Below are 16832 nucleotides of genomic sequence, written 5' to 3'. Positions count from 1 at the left end.
GCTGGGTGCCATCTACTTTCGCTCTTCACACTCTAAGGAAGGACTCAATAGTCCTAATTAATGGAATGGTCAGGGACATTCTATCAGATGGATATCAGGCCGAGTTTCGTGTCATTTCCAACCAGTCAGATCGAGATATGATCTATCGTTTTTTGGTGGACATTGTTCAGCAATGGCCCCCAGAAGCCGTTCTGCAAGAATTTAAGCAGTTATTTATTTATTACAGTCCTAACGCTGTTAATACCAACGCGATCAAAGCGCTTTCAGACATTATCTTTGCAAATGATGAAGAAGAATTTAAAAACACTCTAAAGCGCTCTTGTTATATTCTCATCAATAATTGGGAGACGACACGAAGCTATAAAGCAATTAAAGAATTAGTTTTAGTATTTAGCGATTTAAATATTAGCAAGTCAACCTTATCTCCAAGCTTAAGTAAGTTGAGAATTTGGCTTGTAAATTTTATTAAAAGCCAAGACTATCAAGATTTAAAGATATTTGCCGCTAGATACGATGAACATGAAGCAACCCATTGGAGCCATCGTTATACTTCTTATCTGTTAGTTCCTCAATATGCGAATCTCTCAAACCCCGTCGAACAGCGGGAAGCTGCCAGAGCATTGTCGCAAGAACTGAAAGATCGCTTTAAGTTTGAGCTAGCAATGTATACCACGCGATCGCAGTCGGCGATGCCTAGAGAAATTTTGCCTAAAAACCCGACTGGCTTGGGGGATGAGGTACTGCGTCTGATCAAGACAATTGTTGCGAAACGGGGGCCATTTAGCTATACAAATCTGGCAAATATTTTTCTCCAACAAACTCAAGGACTTCCCTACAAAAACTTTAAACATAGTCTACAAAAATATTTAATTTTTTCTGTGGAAAATAGAAAATTTGTAGAGGTCTTGAAAACAAAATTAGAAGAAAAGCTAGATGTTGTATATGAAAATCATCATGAAGAGACGCTGGATGATGCCCTGTTGTTAAGAACCTGTAATCGGGTGATCGAATATTTAACGACTGAAAATCATCGGGAACCTTCGCCTCTATTTATTTTATTGATGTCGCAAGGGCATCCTTTGACTTTAGTAATCGTACTGCTGAAAATTTTATTAATTTGTAAAAATGTTCGCACCCATTTAGAAACTTGCATTGCTGAGTTAATCAAATACTATATGCACTATCCAGAAGAGGATTGCAAGTGGGTAGTGAATTTCTTTGAAATATTTCATATAACCTTCGCTATCTATGGTGAAAACGTTCAATACAATTTGATCAAGATGAACGGAAATGGCACGAAGAAGCTGCCTAACGGGACGGCACAGATGTATCGAGTTTTTTCTCAACTGAAGTTAGATAGCGATATAAAAGCTGCAACTTCTGCGATCGCAGAGGCGATGTCAGATCAAGTTGCAGAGGATTAGGTTTCTGGCTACCCGTTGAAAGCGGGACAGGGGAACCCCACCCTTAATCCCTCCCCGGTTTTCGGTGAGGGGAACCTGGATTGAGGGGGAATAAAGTTGTCATAGCTGTAGTTGATAGCCCTTTTAGCGATCCTTCAGCTCGCTCAAAGTTGCCAATCCAGCAGCGGCGGCTTCCGCTAAAATACTCACCAAGCGGAATAGGGCGACGACGCTGAGGAGAATGGCGGCAGAAAAATGTTGACCGAATAGAGCGATCGCTGTCGCTTCAAATACCCCGATTCCCCCAGGTGCGCCGGGAACAATCAAACCCAACAGCCATGACAAACTAAACCCACTCAGCAGCATCGGGATTTGATTGGGATTCACTGGTGTCAGCGCTAGCATGGCAAACAAAAACCCCGCGCCACGCAGTAACAAAAAGCCAATTTCTCCCAACAAAGGAAATAGAGGATATCGCTCAAGTCGAAAAGAAGCTTCTGTCGCTTCTGTGGGGGGTGGAGAAGCTGAAGCAGAGATAGCATTTTCTTCTCCCCCGCGCCCCTGCGCCCCTGCACCTCTTGCTTTCTTTCCCTTCAATTTACTTGCCAACTGCATCAGCCGGTTCAAAATTCGGGGATGAACGCCCAGCAAAACTACACCCAAACCAAGAAGTTGTAAGGTTCTCGTCTGGGTATTCTGAGGGACACCTGCCCAACCAAACTGGCTACCTGCTAAGGCAACTAATAAAGCGGCAGCCGCCATCAGCAGGGGTTCGAGTAACACGCTGAGAGTCGCGGCACCGAAAGAACCCCCGTGGGATGTCACCGCCACGATGCGCCCGTAGTAGTGCCAGACATTCCCTGGTAAATACTTGGCAAGGTTGGTTTTCAGGTAAACTTGGAGCGCCCATCGAGGCTGAACGGGTTGCCGGAACGATTGCAAAATCCAACTCCAGACGAATCCAGACCAAGTATGAGCCAGTAAAGTGATCAAAAAGGCGATCGCTAGATTTGTCCATCCCGCACCAGTCATTCGGATGGCTGCGACTTCCCGCCAATTGTCTTTGAGAGCTTTTGCCAAAAAAAATAGCGTCCCGCCGAGAATCACCCAGCGCAAGTACGGCTTCAGGGATGACCAAATTTTTTTCATGACCTTTCACACTGGGTAGCGAGTTGAGGCAAATACCTCATCCTAGAGTATGAGAATACCAAAGTGAGAACGGTAGCGAGTCTGTAACTTTTGCCAGAGGGAGCGATCGCTCTTCTGTTTCTACACTTTGCAGACATTCGCGAACAATTTCCCAGCCAAGCTTCGCACATCTGGGATACGGATAACGATCCGCTACCTGATGGTGAGGCAAGTTTGATGTGAGCGATCGCGTTTGAGGCAGCGATGCCCAGACCCATCTGATGCTGAAAGATTGAGAAAAATCAGCCAAGTTCTAGGCTGAGCGATGTTTTTAGCTGGCATGGTCGCGAACCAACCAATATCACCGTAGTTTTGCTTATTTTTTGGGAATCTCTCTACGGTTAGAGAGAGGTTGCTTTTAGTTGCAACCAGAATGTGACCTGCGCTAGAGGTAGGAACACTGTAGCTTTTGTATTGTTTATGACAGTTCGTAAAAATCTTGGGAGTAGTGTGTGAAACACTTAACTGCTTTCTTTAAAAAACTACGGTTACGTCAAATATTGACCGTTTTTTTGGCAGGCGCGTTGCTAATTGTTACCAGCGCTTGTAACAATGGCGATTCTTTAGGGGCACGTCCACAAAATCCCCCCGTGCAAATGGGAGGGAACAACAATCCCCACAGCAATGGTGGAGATGGCTACACGAATTACAAAATGTCTACCGATCCTAACGTCAGCAAAACAGCGAATCCACGCGATCGCGCTGACTTGCAGATCCTGTCCAATCAGTTAATTGCTACCAGCGATTCTGAAATCCTCTACCCGGGTGCTGAGACACCAGCAGGTCGAGCCGCAAAGGAAAAAGAATTGCCCATAAAAACTTCAGAGGATTTTGAAGTCTCTGGAGCTGGAGGTCGTCAACCTATAATCAATCGCAGCGATCCTAATGCCAAGATATTAGAAAGTATCGGTGAAGAGTTCAAAGAGGCTTCCAGCTTCATCAAAGATAAATCAGATGAAGCCGGTCAGAGACCTGAAATGCAAAGCAACCCTGCTTTGCACAAATAAGCAAATAATTGAGATTTTCGATTGGCAGTCAATCGAAAATCTCGGATTGCAATGCTAACCAAAACAACCATTGACTCGTACAGAAAAAGGAGTTTTTTTGATGAACAGCGTAATTAATTGGTTGAAAAAAATCAACTTGGGCAAAATCCTGACCGTGTTTTTGTCCGCCACGATCATTTTTGTTACCACCGCTTGTAATGGTGGGGCACAAGCGAAGACCGCCGACCAAATTAGGGAGGACGTTCCTACAGGTGCCTTAACCAATGAGTATAAAGGTGGGATGAACGACTATAGCGATACCGATCCCAGAAGAGACACCTCAGGCGTAGCAGCTAAGGCAAAAGGCCTAATTGACAATGCTGAGCGCCACGTAATTGACGAGACCGATGACGTAGGTACAAACACCAAGCGGATTCTGGATAAGAAGGGCGAAAACGCTAAACAGTTCGGTGAGAATGTCAAGCAAAATACCGACGCAATTGGCGACAAAGCGCAAAAATCGGCTAGTGATTTCGCTAAGGGAACAAAGCAGGGAATTGAAAATCTCAAGGGCAATACTCAGGATGCAACCAAAGACCTGGGTAAAGGAACGCAGCAGGCAGCTGACAATGTCCAGGAAAATAGTAAATATGCAGGCAGAAATGTAATTGAGAGTGCTAAGCGGGCAGCAGATAAGGCTGCTGATGCGATTGATTAGCAGCGTCTGGAATTAAATAAACACCAGACTCAATCAATGATTCTAGGGGCGGGATAATCCTGCCCCTATTTGCTTTTGTATCCCTATAGCGGTTCTAACTTGAGTGCTATATCACTCGGAACCTCACTCCCAGCCCCTCTCCGTGAACGGAGAGGGGAGAATATTGAACCCCTCTAGTTGAAGTGAAGGGAAGGTCGAGGGGCAAGGGTGGGGTTAAACCGTACTGCATCGAATAGAGAATTGTGATAGTACCCTGTCAGGGTTTCTCCGGGAGAATCCTTTCGGAGAAACCGGATCAAAAATACATAACCTCAGCCTGACTAAAGATATAGCCGAATAGAACACACACTCTCGGCTATTGAAATGAAAAAATTTCTAACCGTTGTGCTGTCTCCAACTGAGGTGGCGAAGCAGCTGGCATCTGACTGTCCTGGCTATAGCGCAGCAACCCATGAAAGTATTGCTCTGTGGCTGGTGGGAGAGGAAGGAGAGCGTTTTGAAACGTTTAACGCAACTCAGAGGGTAATTGCCTTGCAAGCGATGGATTATCGCTATCGCATTTTACGGCAACGCTACTTAGGCGTGGCACCAGAGCGTGCTTATTGCAACTTGACGACTCGGCTGGGGAGTTTAGTATTGCTGAAGAATAAAATTCGGACTTGGGTGGCGCTATCGCGCGATCGCTCGGCAACGGTTGTCGATGTGTTGCAAGAAGTCATTCAGGAATTATTGCATCGCGATCGCTACATTCAACAGCAAATTGCCTGGATTAGCAAATGTACTTCAGACGCTCGCTTAGGCAACTCTCTACTGATGAGCAGCATCGAAGAATACTGTCTCAGACCAATTCGCAACCAGCCACTTTTAGTTTATAGATTTTTTAACTATCTACGTCGTTCCCGGCGGGGAGGGATGACTCATATCCCCGATGGTGAACTGGTGCGACTGATTTCTGAGGAAGTGGTGTCCCACGAGACAAACAATCCGGTTAGTTTCCTCGATATCCACGCAGTTGCCGAGTATCAAGAGAATCAAGCAATTGAAGAACAAATGTTTCTGCGGACAACCGTAAAGCAGGAGTTTTACAACTATTTAGCCGAAAATGTCAGTCGAGAAGCAGCGGTTTGGCTGGAACTTTACCTCGCTGGCAATTCTCAACAAGCGATCGCTCGCGCCTTGAATTTGCGGACTAGGGAAGTCTATCGTCTGCGGGAAAAAGTCAGTTACCATGCAATTCGCATTTTTGCTCGAAAAACAAAGCCGGAGCTGGTCGCAAGCTGGCTAAAACCCGCCGCAGCGCGTAGAACGTCTGAGCAAGTTGTGGCGATAGGAATGGAAAAGTAGCCGAGTGAAGTTTGGGGAAAAGCGGGAATTTCTTGAAGATGTCACTCGCTTTGTTTAAAGTTATCCTTATCGTTTTTAGCCGTTCAATCAGCTCCCCCGAACTTGCCTCAATTGACTTTGATCGGCATCCTGGTTTACGCGAGGCAAGGATGAGGAATTTCAGAGTCGCTTTGCATTTGCACAATTGAGTGAAATAACGATGGGTACGGCATCGAGATACTGGCTTTTGATGAGAATTGATAGTTTCGGCAAGTGTCGAACTGAAGAAGTTGAGTCGGCAAAAGCCTTTTTCTTGACTCAATTTCCCGAACTCTCTGACCGAGAGGATATGCCAGACCGGGAAATTCAACGCCAACTCATGCAGTGGTTCCAGAACGATGACACTCGCCGTCAGATGGCTGAGGTGTGTCTGCGCTGCTTTATCTCTCATCAAATTCAAGAATTTTGCTTAGAACTAGAGCAGAAGTTTGGCAAAAACCATGACTTCACCAGTATGGAGCTGTTGCCGTTGGTACTCGATAGCACTTTGCGTTCTCCGCGTCAGGAAATGGATGAAAGCCGGACAAACTATCCATCTGTAACCGCTCGAATTTTGCAAACCTTTGACCCGGATAAGAGTAAATTATCGACTTGGACGGTCAGGATGGTAAAAAGCGATCGCTTCCTCAAACGATTCTTACTCGAACACGGAATTGAGCAAGTGACTGACTGGATGATTCTGAGTTACATGAACCCCGGACGATTACAGCGAGTTTTATTAGAGTTTGACCGGACACCAGCAGAAATCAACCAAGCACTTCAGCTACTTGATAGCTACCATCAGATTTATCGCACCCAACTTTTGCAGCACCGCAAGGCTGGAGAGAAAAGCCGATATCCAGACCCAACCGCCTCGCAATTGCGTCAAATGGCTGAACAATTGTCAACCACTCGGACAATATTTCCCGAACAAATCTTAAGAGAATTGCAAGAACTCGCGCAGTTGCTCAGAGCCGAACGCCTCCGGACTCGCAAAGGCTTACCGTTAGATAATTCAGGAAATTCTGCGGAAAGAAATAGAGCATCCAGTGAGGATGATTCTAATGAGCAATCAGAGTTTTTAGCAGGTTATCACCAGCAATTTAATACCTGTTTATCTCAGTCCGTCAAGCAGGTCATTCAAGCTCGCTTTATCTATTTGCAATCCAAGAAAAATCAGAAAGCGCAAAACTTCCTCAAGGCACTTCATTTATTTCACTGTCAGGGAGTTCCCATGAAAGAAATTGCTCCCCAACTCGGCTTAAAAGACCAGCCTCAAGTAAGCCGCCTGCTGGAACTCAAAAACTTACGCAGCGATATTGGACGCCGAACCTTATTGTGCTTGAGAGCTTGCGTTTTAAAGTTAGCTCAATGTTACGTTAATCCCGTGCAGCTCCAAGATTTGGAGTCAAAAGTCCAATTCATTTTAGATAAAGAGATTTCTACAGAGATTGAGAAGGCGAAAAAAGAATCTCACATAGGACACAACCGAGTGATGAACAGTCAACTAGCGGCAACGATTTGTAACCATCTGAATAGTCAGAAAGAAGAACGAGCATGAATTACTTAACAGATTTGACAGATGATTGGGTCGAACTTGAAGAATTGCCAGAAACAATTCCCTTAGAATCGGAGCAGCTTGACCAAGCTGTACAATTGAGCAACCAAGTAGGGAATGAAGACCGAAAATGGCAAATTTATCTTCAAGCTTTAAGTTTATTTAGTTTTGAAGAATGGCTGCGGAAACGAGAACCGGAGATTTATCTAGATAAAGAACATTCTTCAGTTTTACAACCTCAGTATGCTAATGCAGTTGATGCCGTTTTTAATTTGAGAATTGGCGAATTTAAAGTTTGTTTAATTCCTACCATCACCTTAACCGATAAAGAACTTACTATCCCTAGAGCCGTAGTAGATTTACCAGAATTTGCAGCTCATTTTTATGTATTTATTGGTATTGAGGAAGAATTGGAAGTTGCAGCAATTAGAGGTTTTCTGCGTCACGATCAAATGATGAATTATTTACCACAATTAGAACCCGAAGCTGATTGGAATTATCAGATTCCGATTGCTTGGTTTAATGGCGAACCTAATGAACTATTGCTTTATTTGCAATGTTTAATTTCATCAGCAATTCCTTTACCTGAAATCCCAACGAATCGTCAGAATACCCTAGCTCGAATGCAGTCGACCCTATTAACATTATTACCCCAACTGCGTAACCGTCCTTTGTGGCAAGTCTTGACGTGGGAGCAGGGAGCAGCAGTCCTAACGACACCGGATTTACTTAATTGGCTCTACCAGCCGCTAACTGAGAATACAGCAACTGTTACCAATCATCTATCAGAGCTGCTCCAAATCTTGACTCAGCAAGCGGTAAATGTCAGGAACTGGTTACGCAACCAAATGGATGAAGTAATGCAAGAATTGTCCTGGGAAGCCTTGCCAGCACCGTCTCCTTTGCGCGGAACTGAGCCACTAAGAGAGTTGCCAGCATCATTCTCCCTTCGCAGAAACGAACAAAACCCATCTCAAGAATTAGATGAAATTTTGATAGAAATTAGTCGCAATAATCAGTTAGAGATTCCAGCCAATACGGGTCGTGCTTACCGAGACTTAACCCTAGGAAATCGGGTGCGGCTGTATGCTGTTACCTGGTCTTTCCCGGATGATGATGGCTGGACGTTATTGCTGATATTGAAGGCGATTTCTGGAAATGAACCTGACGATGAGATGACTTTGCGAGTAAGCGATCGCGTGGAAGTTTTGGCAGAAGATACACTGCACTTAGATGGGGACGAGGACTATATTTTTACTCAAGTGGCGGGGACTTATCAAGATAAATTTCTCGCAACCATTACCTCGGAAACTGGGGAATTCCAAACTTTGCCGCCGTTTGAATTTATTTTATAGCTTCTCGAAAATCATCAGAGGCAGGACAACTCCGACCTCCGCAAAATCCAAAATCCAAAATTAAATGATGGATAGAATAGTTTTTAAGCTTAGGGTTAAGCAAGTTGGCACTGTTTGCGACTTTGAGTTGTCTTGGGGGAAAGGAAAAATACTCTCTGTAGAGCTGAATTATCCCCTCTCGCTGACCAGGAGTTACGAACAGTGGCAAAGCGCCTATCTCAACTACTATAGGCGGCTGCGAGGGCACAAGGTCATCAGCGGTAAAGGCACTCTCCCAGTTGATCGACATCGCGAACTGGTGAATGCAGAGGTTCAGCTAGGGGAAGAATTTCAACACTGGTTGCTCACTCCTGAATTAGTTAGTATTCGCCGCGAGATTGTCAAGGCGGCTCATAAACCGGAACATCATACGGTTGAGGTGTTCCTGACTTGCACTCCTCTAGAACTGGCGCGATTACCGTGGGAAATTTGGGAAATTGGGACGGATTTGGGTGCTACTCAACAAATACGCATTGCTCGCACTCCCGCCAATATTCTGAATGAACCCGTTCGTCCGATTCGCCGTAAAGCTAGGGTTTTAGCGATTTTAGGGGATGACACTGGCTTGAATTTGGAAGCTGATCGAGAAGCACTGCGATCGCTTGATCGTGTTGCAGATATCCAGTTGATTGGTTGGAAACGGAACCAGGGGAAAGCTGAACTGAATATCCCTAAGAGTATAGAGGCTCGATTTTTTGATGCTGATGCACTGAAAATGGAGATCCAGAAAGCGATCGCATCTGAGCCAGGTTGGGATATCTTATTTTTTGCCGGACACAGTAATGAAACTGTCCTGACGGGTGGAGAATTAGGCATTGCACCACACACCTCAATCTCGATTCGGGAAATTGAAGAGTCACTGAAACAGGCGAAAAAACGGGGACTTCAGTTTGCAATTTTCAACTCGTGTAGTGGCATGAATATTGCCGAATCCTTGATTAACTTGGGATTGAGCCAGGTAGCAGTAATGCGGGAACCGATTCACAATCAGGTAGCACAAGAATTTTTGGTGCAGTTTCTCGCCAGTTTGACTCAATACAAGGATGTTCATTCAGCTTTGCTGGAGGCAAGTTTATTTCTTAAACAACAGGAAAAGCATCTTTCCTACCCTTCTGCTTACCTGGTTCCCTCCCTATTTCGGCATCCAGAAGCCGAGCTGTTTTGCATTAAACCTTTTGGCTTTTTTGACACACTAAACCGCTGGTTGCCAACGAAAAAAGAAGCCTGTTGGCTAGGCGCTATCCTGTTTTTAAGTTTATTACCGCCCGTACAAAACTTATTATTAGAACCGCGCATTTTACTTCAAGCCTTCTATCGCAAAGTCACCTTACAAGTGCCAGCCAAAGGAAGTTCACCTGTGCGACTTATCCAAATTGATGAGGAATCTCTAAAAGCTGATGCGGATAAAATTAAACAAATTTACCCTATCGATTATCGTTATGTAGCATTACTTTTGAATCGGGTTTCTGAATTAGAAGCTAAAACTATTGGCATCGATTATATCTTAGATGATAGAAAACAACCAAATAACAGTTTAAAACTTAAGGAATATGTACAGAATATTGTTAATAAAAATACTTGGTTGGTATTTGGTTCTGGAGAGGGAGAATCCACTCCTAGGTCAGGGGTAAGCAAGGATATTGCTAACCTCAATTGGAGTTTGGAAGGGGATATCATGTTCTTCCCTTGGTATGTTGAACTTTTGCCAGCAGAACCCAAAAGTTCACAGATGTATCCTTTTGCTTATCTCTTAGCTATAGCGTATGTGTTGAATCAAGACTTACCGCCGAATTTACCGCAACCCAATTTGCAGGCTCGAACGAATTTTAATTTATCAGTGATTAACTATTTAAATCTGATAAGCCAATCCAACCAGAAAATAGCTTTTTTACAAGAAATCCGCCTTCATTCACTTACCCGCTTTTCTCAAAATTTTATTCAAGCGTGGTTCCATCCAATTATTGACTTTTCTATTCCCCCCGAATCTGCCTACGAACGCATTTCTGCCTGTAAGTTACTAGGAGATTGCCTAGGAGAAGGAAAAGTACCAGACACCTTTAAGAATGAAGTGGTGTTGATTACTCCAGGTGGATATAAAGGAGCCGGGTTAGAAGGAGAAAATGAAGATAATTATGCGATTCCTTTAGCTGTCGGTTTCTGGCGCGGTTGGGAGGAGGAAAATTTTCCTGGCGGTGAAGCTCATGCTTATATGCTTCATCATTTATTAACGCGGCGATTGGTGATACCTATCCCCGATTTATGGATGATTTTACTTTCAGGATTGCTGGGGAAAGGCGTAACGCTGATGTTACAGGATAATCTTCATCAACGGCAACGCTGGGTAATAAAGTTAGGAACGGCTACAACCATTTATATCATCGCCTCCTTGCAAATCTATATATCGGCGGCGATGTTATTACCTTGGTTTTTACCAACAGTTTTGTTTTGGAATTATATTCGTTTAGCATTCAGGGAAAAGTCTCATGTTTAACTTAAAAAAACTCCAATCCATTTTGTTAATATCTGCCTTGATTACAACTTCTTCCTCAGTGCCTCTACAAGCGGCAATCAGACAACAACCGCATCCCGTCCTAACAGAAAGCAATGAGACATATCTAGCTTTATCGTGGGGTGATATCTGGAAGAAATTACGTCGTAAAAGGAAAGGAGGGGGCGGGAGAGGAGGAGCGATTTGCGCGATCGCTCCCGCTAAACTGGTAGACGCAGATTCGCTTCATTCAAAACAAGGGGAAATCCTTGAGATTTGGAGCGATCGCCCTCTGTTTCTCTGGAATATCCCAGGTGGAACGGTAACGCGAATTGAGCTATCTCGTCAGGGGGATAAAGAGGCATTCTGGAACCGACCAATTAAAGGAGAGACAAGGGCGGTTTATGATGGGGAACCATTGCAACCTGGACAGTCTTATGTATGGAAGTTGTCTGCTTCAGAGCCGTACCCAATTGAAACCAGCGTCATGTTTCAAGTGATGGAACCGGAAACACGCGATCGCATTTCAGCCGAATTGATTTCAATAGCACTCGTACAGCAGCTTAAAGACCCATCACCAGAGGCTTTGGCAATGGAGAAAGTCTACTATTTTGCCGAACGCGAACTCTGGTCAGATGCGCTGCGGGAACTCTATTCGGTGCCAAATCTCTCAGCGGAATTAAGGAATGCGATCGCGCTTCTTCAAGCTCATGATTTCTGTGCAGAAGATGAGCCAAACGTTTCTGCATCTCAATAGGCTACGGCTTGGGTTTTTACATAAGTACCCCTTGCCCAAGGATATTATATGTAAGCGGACAATATCTTAAACGCTGCGATCGCACTCCTACAGCTATGGAATTAAAAAGATTTTTCTTGCTTGCGTCTAGCACAGTTCTACTGACTGGGTTGCAGACTTGTTGGCTGAATTTTCCGGTGACATTTAGTGGATCTGCGGTGATGGCGCAGACGGTTGAGGAGAGGAAGGCGCAAGCAGATAAACTTTATCAGCAAGGTAATCAGCAGTATAAGACTAGCCAATTTCAGGAAGCATTACAGTCTTTTCAAGAAGCGCTCTTAATTTATCGGGAACTAAAAGATACCAAAGGCGAAGCATTAACCGTGAACTACATCGGGTTAATTTATCGCAGTCTCAGCCAATATCCAGAAGCCCTGAAATTTTATCGGCAAGGTTTAGAGATTTTCAGAAAACTCGGCGATCGCTGGAACGAAGGAACTGCACTTAACAACATTGGCTCAGTTTATAGAAGCTCAGATCAATATGCTCAAGCACGAGATTTCTTTCAGCAAGCCTTATCTATTCGTCGAAAAGTTCAGGATCGCGAAGGCGAAGGGGTAACTCTTAGTAACCTTGGAACGATTTATCATGGTTTGGGTCAATATTCTCAAGCATTGGAATTATACGAGCAAGCCTTAGTTATTCGTAGAGAAGTTGGTGATTTTCAAGGTGAAGTAGTAACCCTCCTTAGCTTGGGAGTTATCTATTATGATTTAGGTCAATATAATCAAGCACTGGAAACTTATCAGCAAGCTTTGAATGTAAGCAGAAAAATTAATAACAAAAATGGAGAAGCTCTTGTTCTGAATTCAATGGGAACAGTTTATATGAGCCAGGGTGACTATTCCAAAGCATTAAATTTGTATCAGCAAGCTTTAATTATTGCTAGAAAAATTGGCGTGACTGGTCTGGAAGCAGCGCTACTCAACAATATTGCCGAATTTTATAGATATCAAGGTCAATATTCGCAAGCATTAGATTTTTATCAGCAATCTCTAGTTATATATAGGAAAATTGGCAGCTTTGGTGGTGAAGAAACAGCTATTAACAACATGGGTAAAACTTATGATAATCAAGGTGATTATTCCCAAGCGCTGAAACTTTTTCAACAAGCTTTAACTATTTCCAGGAAAATAGAGAATTATCCAGGTGAAGGACGAATTCTGAGAAATATGGGTAGTAACCTCTATCAATCTGGGAAGCTAGCGGAAGCTACAGAAACCCTAACTGCTGGAATTAAGGCTTTAGAGTCTCTACGGTCAGGATTGAGTGATAGCAATAAAGTATCAATTTTTGAAACCCAGGCTAGTATCTACCGTCTACTCCAACAAGTTTTTATTGCCCAAAATAACATTAATGATGCTTTAGAAATTGCTGAACGAGGGCGTGCAAGAGCATTTGTGGAGCTATTGGTAAAGAGATTATCTTCAGAAACTAGAGGTAACGTTACTTCCCCACCACCACCAAATATTGCCCAAATTACACAAATTGCCAAAGCTCAAAATGCGACTCTCGTTCAATATTCAATTATTGATGATGACTTTAAAAGTCAAAATAAATCGCAAGTCAAGCAAACAGACCTTTACATTTGGGTGATTAAACCTACAGGCGAAGTAACCTTCCGCAAAGTTGACCTAAAACCATTGCAGCAAAAAAATACCTCTTTAAAAGACCTTGTTAGCTCTAGCCGTGACTCAATCGGAGTAGACGAGCGCAGTATTTTTAAAGCAGAAGTTGTAAATCCAGGTAATCAAGAAAACTCAGCCAAAAGCTTACAGCAACTTCATCAACTATTAATTTCGCCCATCGCCGACCTTCTGCCCACCGACCAAAATCAGCGTGTAATTTTTGTCCCGCAAGGTGAATTATTTGTAGTTCCCTTCGCCGCACTGCAAGATAAAGATGGGAAATACTTAATTGAAAAACATACAATTTTGTCCGCACCTTCAATTCAGGTACTAGAACTAACACGCGCCTCACGGGAAAAGGTGAAGCAAGCATCCGCCAAAGATGCCATCATCATAGGAAATCCCACCATGCCCAGCGTAGCGCCTAAAATTGGAGAAAAGCCGCAACAGCTAGCTTCCTTACCAGGAGCAAAACGAGAAGCCGAAGAGATTGCTCCTTTATTGAACACCAACGCCCTTACTGGCAATGCAGCCACCAAAACTGCTGTTTTATCACGAATATCTCAAGCTAGAATTGTGCATCTGGCAACCCACGGCTTATTTGATGATTTCCAGGGATTGCAAAGCGCGATCGCACTCGCACCCACTAGCAGCGATCGCGGTCTACTCACTGCCGAAGAAATCCTTAATCTGAAACTAAATGCAGATTTAGTTGTCCTGAGTGCTTGCAACACCGGACGCGGGCGCATCACGGGTGATGGGGTAATTGGACTATCCCGCTCTTTGTTTATCGCCGGTACTCCCAGCGTTGTTGTCTCCCTGTGGGCTGTCCCCGATGCTCCCACGGCTGAATTAATGACCGAGTTTTATACTAATCTTTACCAAAAGAAACTGGATAAAGCCCAATCCTTGCGAATGGCAATGCTCAAAATGATGGAAACACATCGCGATAATCCTAGAGCTTGGGCAGCTTTTACCTTAATTGGTGAAGCTGAGTAGGAGCATCGGTTGAGTAATCAGAATTTACGTGTAGGGAGAAGCATATCCTTCCCAAAGGGTATACTTCACCCCTACTTAAATATTCCCGAATAGGATACTAGGAGGAATTAGTAATGTCCCGTATTTCTCGCCGTCATTTTTTACAATTCGCCGGCTCAACTATAACTACCTTGGGATTGAGCCAGTTAGATATTATCAATAGGGGAAATTGCTACGCTCAAGTTCTGGCGCAAAATACCCCGCGCAAGCTCGCTCTTTTAGTGGGAATTAATGATTATCCAGCCAACGATCGCTTTCTTAGAAATCTGGAAGGATGCGTTACTGATGTCGCTTTGCAAGAAGAACTCTTGGTTCATCGTTTTGGTTTTAATCCCAGCGATGTCGTTAAGTTGACGAGCAATCAAGCTCCTGCTCAACAGCCGACTCGCAACAATATTTTGACAGCGTTTGAAGAACACTTAATTAAACAAGCTAAACCGGGAGATGTGGTTGTTTTCCATTTTTCCGGTCACGGTTCTCGATTGGGCGACCCAAATCCTATCCAAGGTTGTGCTAATCAGGCATTCAATGATGAATTTAATAGCACTTTAGTCGTTGCCGATGAGGGGCAAAAAGATTTGGCACCAGACATCATGGGGCGCACTTTGTTTCTGTTGATGTCGGCTTTAAACACAGAAAATGTCACAGTCGTACTAGATAGTTGTCACTCTGGCGGCGGTACTCGTGGTAACTTTCGAGTGCGTTCTGTACCCGGCGATAAACTCAATCCCAGTCCTGAAGAAATCGCTTATCAAAAAGGCTGGATGGAACGGCTGCAACTGTCCGAATCCGAACTGGCTCGTCGGCGCTGTGCAGGTGTTGCAAAAGGGGTTGTTTTTGCCTCTGCTCAACGAGAAGAAGAAGCTTTAGATGCTGAGTTCGATGGCTTTTCTGCTGGTGCGTTTACTTACCTGATGACGCAGTATCTCTGGCAAAAAACCGATACGGTGGGAAGCGCGATCGCTCAAATCACTACTGGCATAAATTCACTTTCTAGTCAAGTTCCTTTAGCAGATGGCGACCCCAAAAAACCAGTTTATTTCATCAACAAACAACTCCCTCCGACTGATGCCGTAATTACCAAAGTAGAAGGCGATAAGGCAACTTTGTGGTTGGGAGGAGTAGACTCTGAAAGTCTAGAAGCTTTCCAATCCGGTGCTACATTCGCAATTGTCGATGACAACGGGCAAACATCGGGAAAATTGCAATTAATCTCTCCTCGTAGCGGCTTAAGGGGAGAAGCAAAACTGGTAGACAAAGCAACTAATACATCTCTAAAACCAGGGACGCTGCTGCAAGAAGCAAGTCGGGTTGTGCCAGCAGATTTGAAGTTAAGCATTGGTCTCGATCCGTCTTTAGCAGGAGAGACGAACGCGGCTAAACAGGAACTCTCCGCGATTAATCGCATTGCAGCGGTGCCTGCACAATCTGGAAATGTCCCCTATCCGGGAGGGGTGCAGTACATCTTCAGTCGGATGACGGCAGATTATCAGCAAAAACTGCAAAAGCAAGGGGCAAATCTTCCAGCCGTCGGCAGTATTGGTTTATTTACCGAAGGACTGGAACTGGTGCCGAAATCCTTTGGCGAACCAGGGGAAACGGTAACGGCAGCGGTGGAGCGTCTGGCAGCTAAACTCAAATCTCTGTTAGCAGTTCGGATTATTAAAAAGACTTTGAATGCCGATTCTTCGCAGCTTTCTGTAGAAGTTTCGATGAACTTGGTAGAACAACCCAATCAAACCCTTGCTAGAACTTCCAGTCGAGGTAGAAACACTCGTCAGGAGTTGGAACAAACTTATGCTAATAAGTTACCAGTGAATAAACTATTTCAGTTTCGAGTTACCAATCACGAGTCTAGCGACCTCTATCTGACAACTCTACTGATTGACTCGACTGGGGGATTAGTGGTGGTGTTTCCCTATCAGTGGCCTGCGTCAAATGAGACGATGAAATTACGACCCAATCAAACGCAACTAATTGGCGACCCGCAACAGATGAAATTGAGAGCGATCGCAACCGGAACAGGAGAAGCGCTGGTAATTGTCAGCCGTTCACCCCTAGAAAGAGCTGTCAAGACATTAGCATCTCTCGCCGCTGAACTAAATCAAGATAGAGGAGCGTTGGAGTTAAAAGAGCCAGTTGAGGTGATGGGCGATTTACTTGATGATTTGAGTAGCGATCGCGGTGGCATTGCTGTAGAAGCCATACCCATGAACACTTCAGAGATGGCTACTTTGTCAATCGCCTTTCAGGTAAGCGATTAGCGACTCACG

12 protein-coding genes are annotated in these 16832 nt (G+C 44.3%); 10 read left to right on the top strand and 2 right to left on the bottom strand.

The annotated features are described in order from the left end of the window. Positions 1–137: 137 nt before the first annotated feature. Positions 138–1424, top strand: a complete 1287-nt coding sequence (locus NDI44_RS11235) for a hypothetical protein (protein ID WP_242037154.1) — start codon at positions 138–140, stop codon at positions 1422–1424. Between the two features lie 123 nt (positions 1425–1547). Here the strand turns inward: NDI44_RS11235 and NDI44_RS11230 are convergent, their stop codons facing one another. Both NDI44_RS11230 and NDI44_RS11225 read right to left on the bottom strand, forming a co-directional pair. After that, on the bottom strand, positions 1548–2552 hold the full coding sequence (locus NDI44_RS11230; RefSeq protein WP_190414875.1) for a lysylphosphatidylglycerol synthase domain-containing protein: 1005 nt from the start codon (positions 2550–2552) through the stop codon (positions 1548–1550). A gap of 37 nt (positions 2553–2589) precedes the next feature. Next, complete coding sequence (locus tag NDI44_RS11225) at positions 2590–2841, bottom strand: hypothetical protein (RefSeq protein ID WP_190414874.1); 252 nt, start codon at positions 2839–2841, stop codon at positions 2590–2592. Positions 2842–3043: 202 nt separating this feature from the next. On the opposite strand from NDI44_RS11225, the gene NDI44_RS11220 reads away from it, so the two are divergent. The 9 genes from NDI44_RS11220 (at position 3044) to NDI44_RS11180 (ending at position 16823) form a co-directional block, all read left to right on the top strand. After that, positions 3044–3598 carry a DUF6658 family protein gene (locus NDI44_RS11220; RefSeq protein ID WP_190414873.1) on the top strand — a complete coding sequence of 185 codons (555 nt, stop codon included), beginning with the start codon at positions 3044–3046 and terminating at the stop codon, positions 3596–3598. 100 nt (positions 3599–3698) lie between these two features. After that, positions 3699–4295 (top strand): DUF6658 family protein, encoded by a 597-nt coding sequence (locus NDI44_RS11215; RefSeq protein ID WP_190414872.1) that lies wholly within the window; start codon positions 3699–3701, stop codon positions 4293–4295. Positions 4296–4658: 363 nt separating this feature from the next. Continuing rightward, complete coding sequence (locus NDI44_RS11210; protein ID WP_190414871.1) at positions 4659–5639, top strand: HetZ-related protein 2; 981 nt, start codon at positions 4659–4661, stop codon at positions 5637–5639. Positions 5640–5838: 199 nt separating this feature from the next. After that, a complete protein-coding gene (locus NDI44_RS11205) occupies positions 5839–7218 on the top strand; it encodes a hypothetical protein (protein ID WP_190414870.1) in 1380 nt (459 codons plus the stop codon). Next, positions 7215–8570 carry a DUF1822 family protein gene (locus tag NDI44_RS11200; protein ID WP_190414869.1) on the top strand — a complete coding sequence of 452 codons (1356 nt, stop codon included), beginning with the start codon at positions 7215–7217 and terminating at the stop codon, positions 8568–8570. Before NDI44_RS11205 ends, NDI44_RS11200 begins: the two co-directional genes overlap by 4 nt. 64 nt (positions 8571–8634) lie before the next feature. Continuing rightward, positions 8635–11100 carry a CHASE2 domain-containing protein gene (locus NDI44_RS11195; protein WP_199304954.1) on the top strand — a complete coding sequence of 822 codons (2466 nt, stop codon included), beginning with the start codon at positions 8635–8637 and terminating at the stop codon, positions 11098–11100. Continuing rightward, positions 11093–11854 carry a DUF928 domain-containing protein gene (locus NDI44_RS11190; RefSeq protein ID WP_190414868.1) on the top strand — a complete coding sequence of 254 codons (762 nt, stop codon included), beginning with the start codon at positions 11093–11095 and terminating at the stop codon, positions 11852–11854. The genes NDI44_RS11195 and NDI44_RS11190 overlap by 8 nt, the downstream gene beginning before the upstream one ends. A gap of 95 nt (positions 11855–11949) precedes the next feature. Then, the gene (locus NDI44_RS11185) at positions 11950–14520 is read left to right on the top strand and encodes a CHAT domain-containing tetratricopeptide repeat protein (RefSeq protein ID WP_190414867.1); all 2571 of its coding nucleotides are present in this window, start codon (positions 11950–11952) and stop codon (positions 14518–14520) included. Between the two features lie 113 nt (positions 14521–14633). After that, positions 14634–16823 (top strand): caspase family protein, encoded by a 2190-nt coding sequence (locus NDI44_RS11180; protein ID WP_190414866.1) that lies wholly within the window; start codon positions 14634–14636, stop codon positions 16821–16823. Positions 16824–16832 lie beyond the last annotated feature (9 nt).

The sequence above is a fragment of the Trichocoleus sp. DQ-A3 genome (genome assembly GCF_039961975.1).
Taxonomy (GTDB): domain Bacteria; phylum Cyanobacteriota; class Cyanobacteriia; order Cyanobacteriales; family FACHB-T130; genus FACHB-T130.
This window is presented reverse-complemented; position numbering and strand designations above follow the sequence as displayed.

Excerpts from the sequence above, each read along its gene's own strand:
- NDI44_RS11235 (WP_242037154.1), top strand. The coding sequence starts at position 138 with ATGATCTATCGTTTTTTGGTGGACATTGTTCAGCAATGGCCCCCAGAA.
- NDI44_RS11230 (WP_190414875.1), bottom strand. The coding sequence starts at position 2,552 with ATGAAAAAAATTTGGTCATCCCTGAAGCCGTACTTGCGCTGGGTGATT.
- NDI44_RS11215 (WP_190414872.1), top strand. The coding sequence starts at position 3,699 with ATGAACAGCGTAATTAATTGGTTGAAAAAAATCAACTTGGGCAAAATC.
- NDI44_RS11210 (WP_190414871.1), top strand. The coding sequence starts at position 4,659 with ATGAAAAAATTTCTAACCGTTGTGCTGTCTCCAACTGAGGTGGCGAAG.
- NDI44_RS11205 (WP_190414870.1), top strand. The coding sequence starts at position 5,839 with ATGGGTACGGCATCGAGATACTGGCTTTTGATGAGAATTGATAGTTTC.
- NDI44_RS11200 (WP_190414869.1), top strand. The coding sequence starts at position 7,215 with ATGAATTACTTAACAGATTTGACAGATGATTGGGTCGAACTTGAAGAA.
- NDI44_RS11195 (WP_199304954.1), top strand. The coding sequence starts at position 8,635 with ATGATGGATAGAATAGTTTTTAAGCTTAGGGTTAAGCAAGTTGGCACT.
- NDI44_RS11190 (WP_190414868.1), top strand. The coding sequence starts at position 11,093 with ATGTTTAACTTAAAAAAACTCCAATCCATTTTGTTAATATCTGCCTTG.
- NDI44_RS11185 (WP_190414867.1), top strand. The coding sequence starts at position 11,950 with ATGGAATTAAAAAGATTTTTCTTGCTTGCGTCTAGCACAGTTCTACTG.
- NDI44_RS11180 (WP_190414866.1), top strand. The coding sequence starts at position 14,634 with ATGTCCCGTATTTCTCGCCGTCATTTTTTACAATTCGCCGGCTCAACT.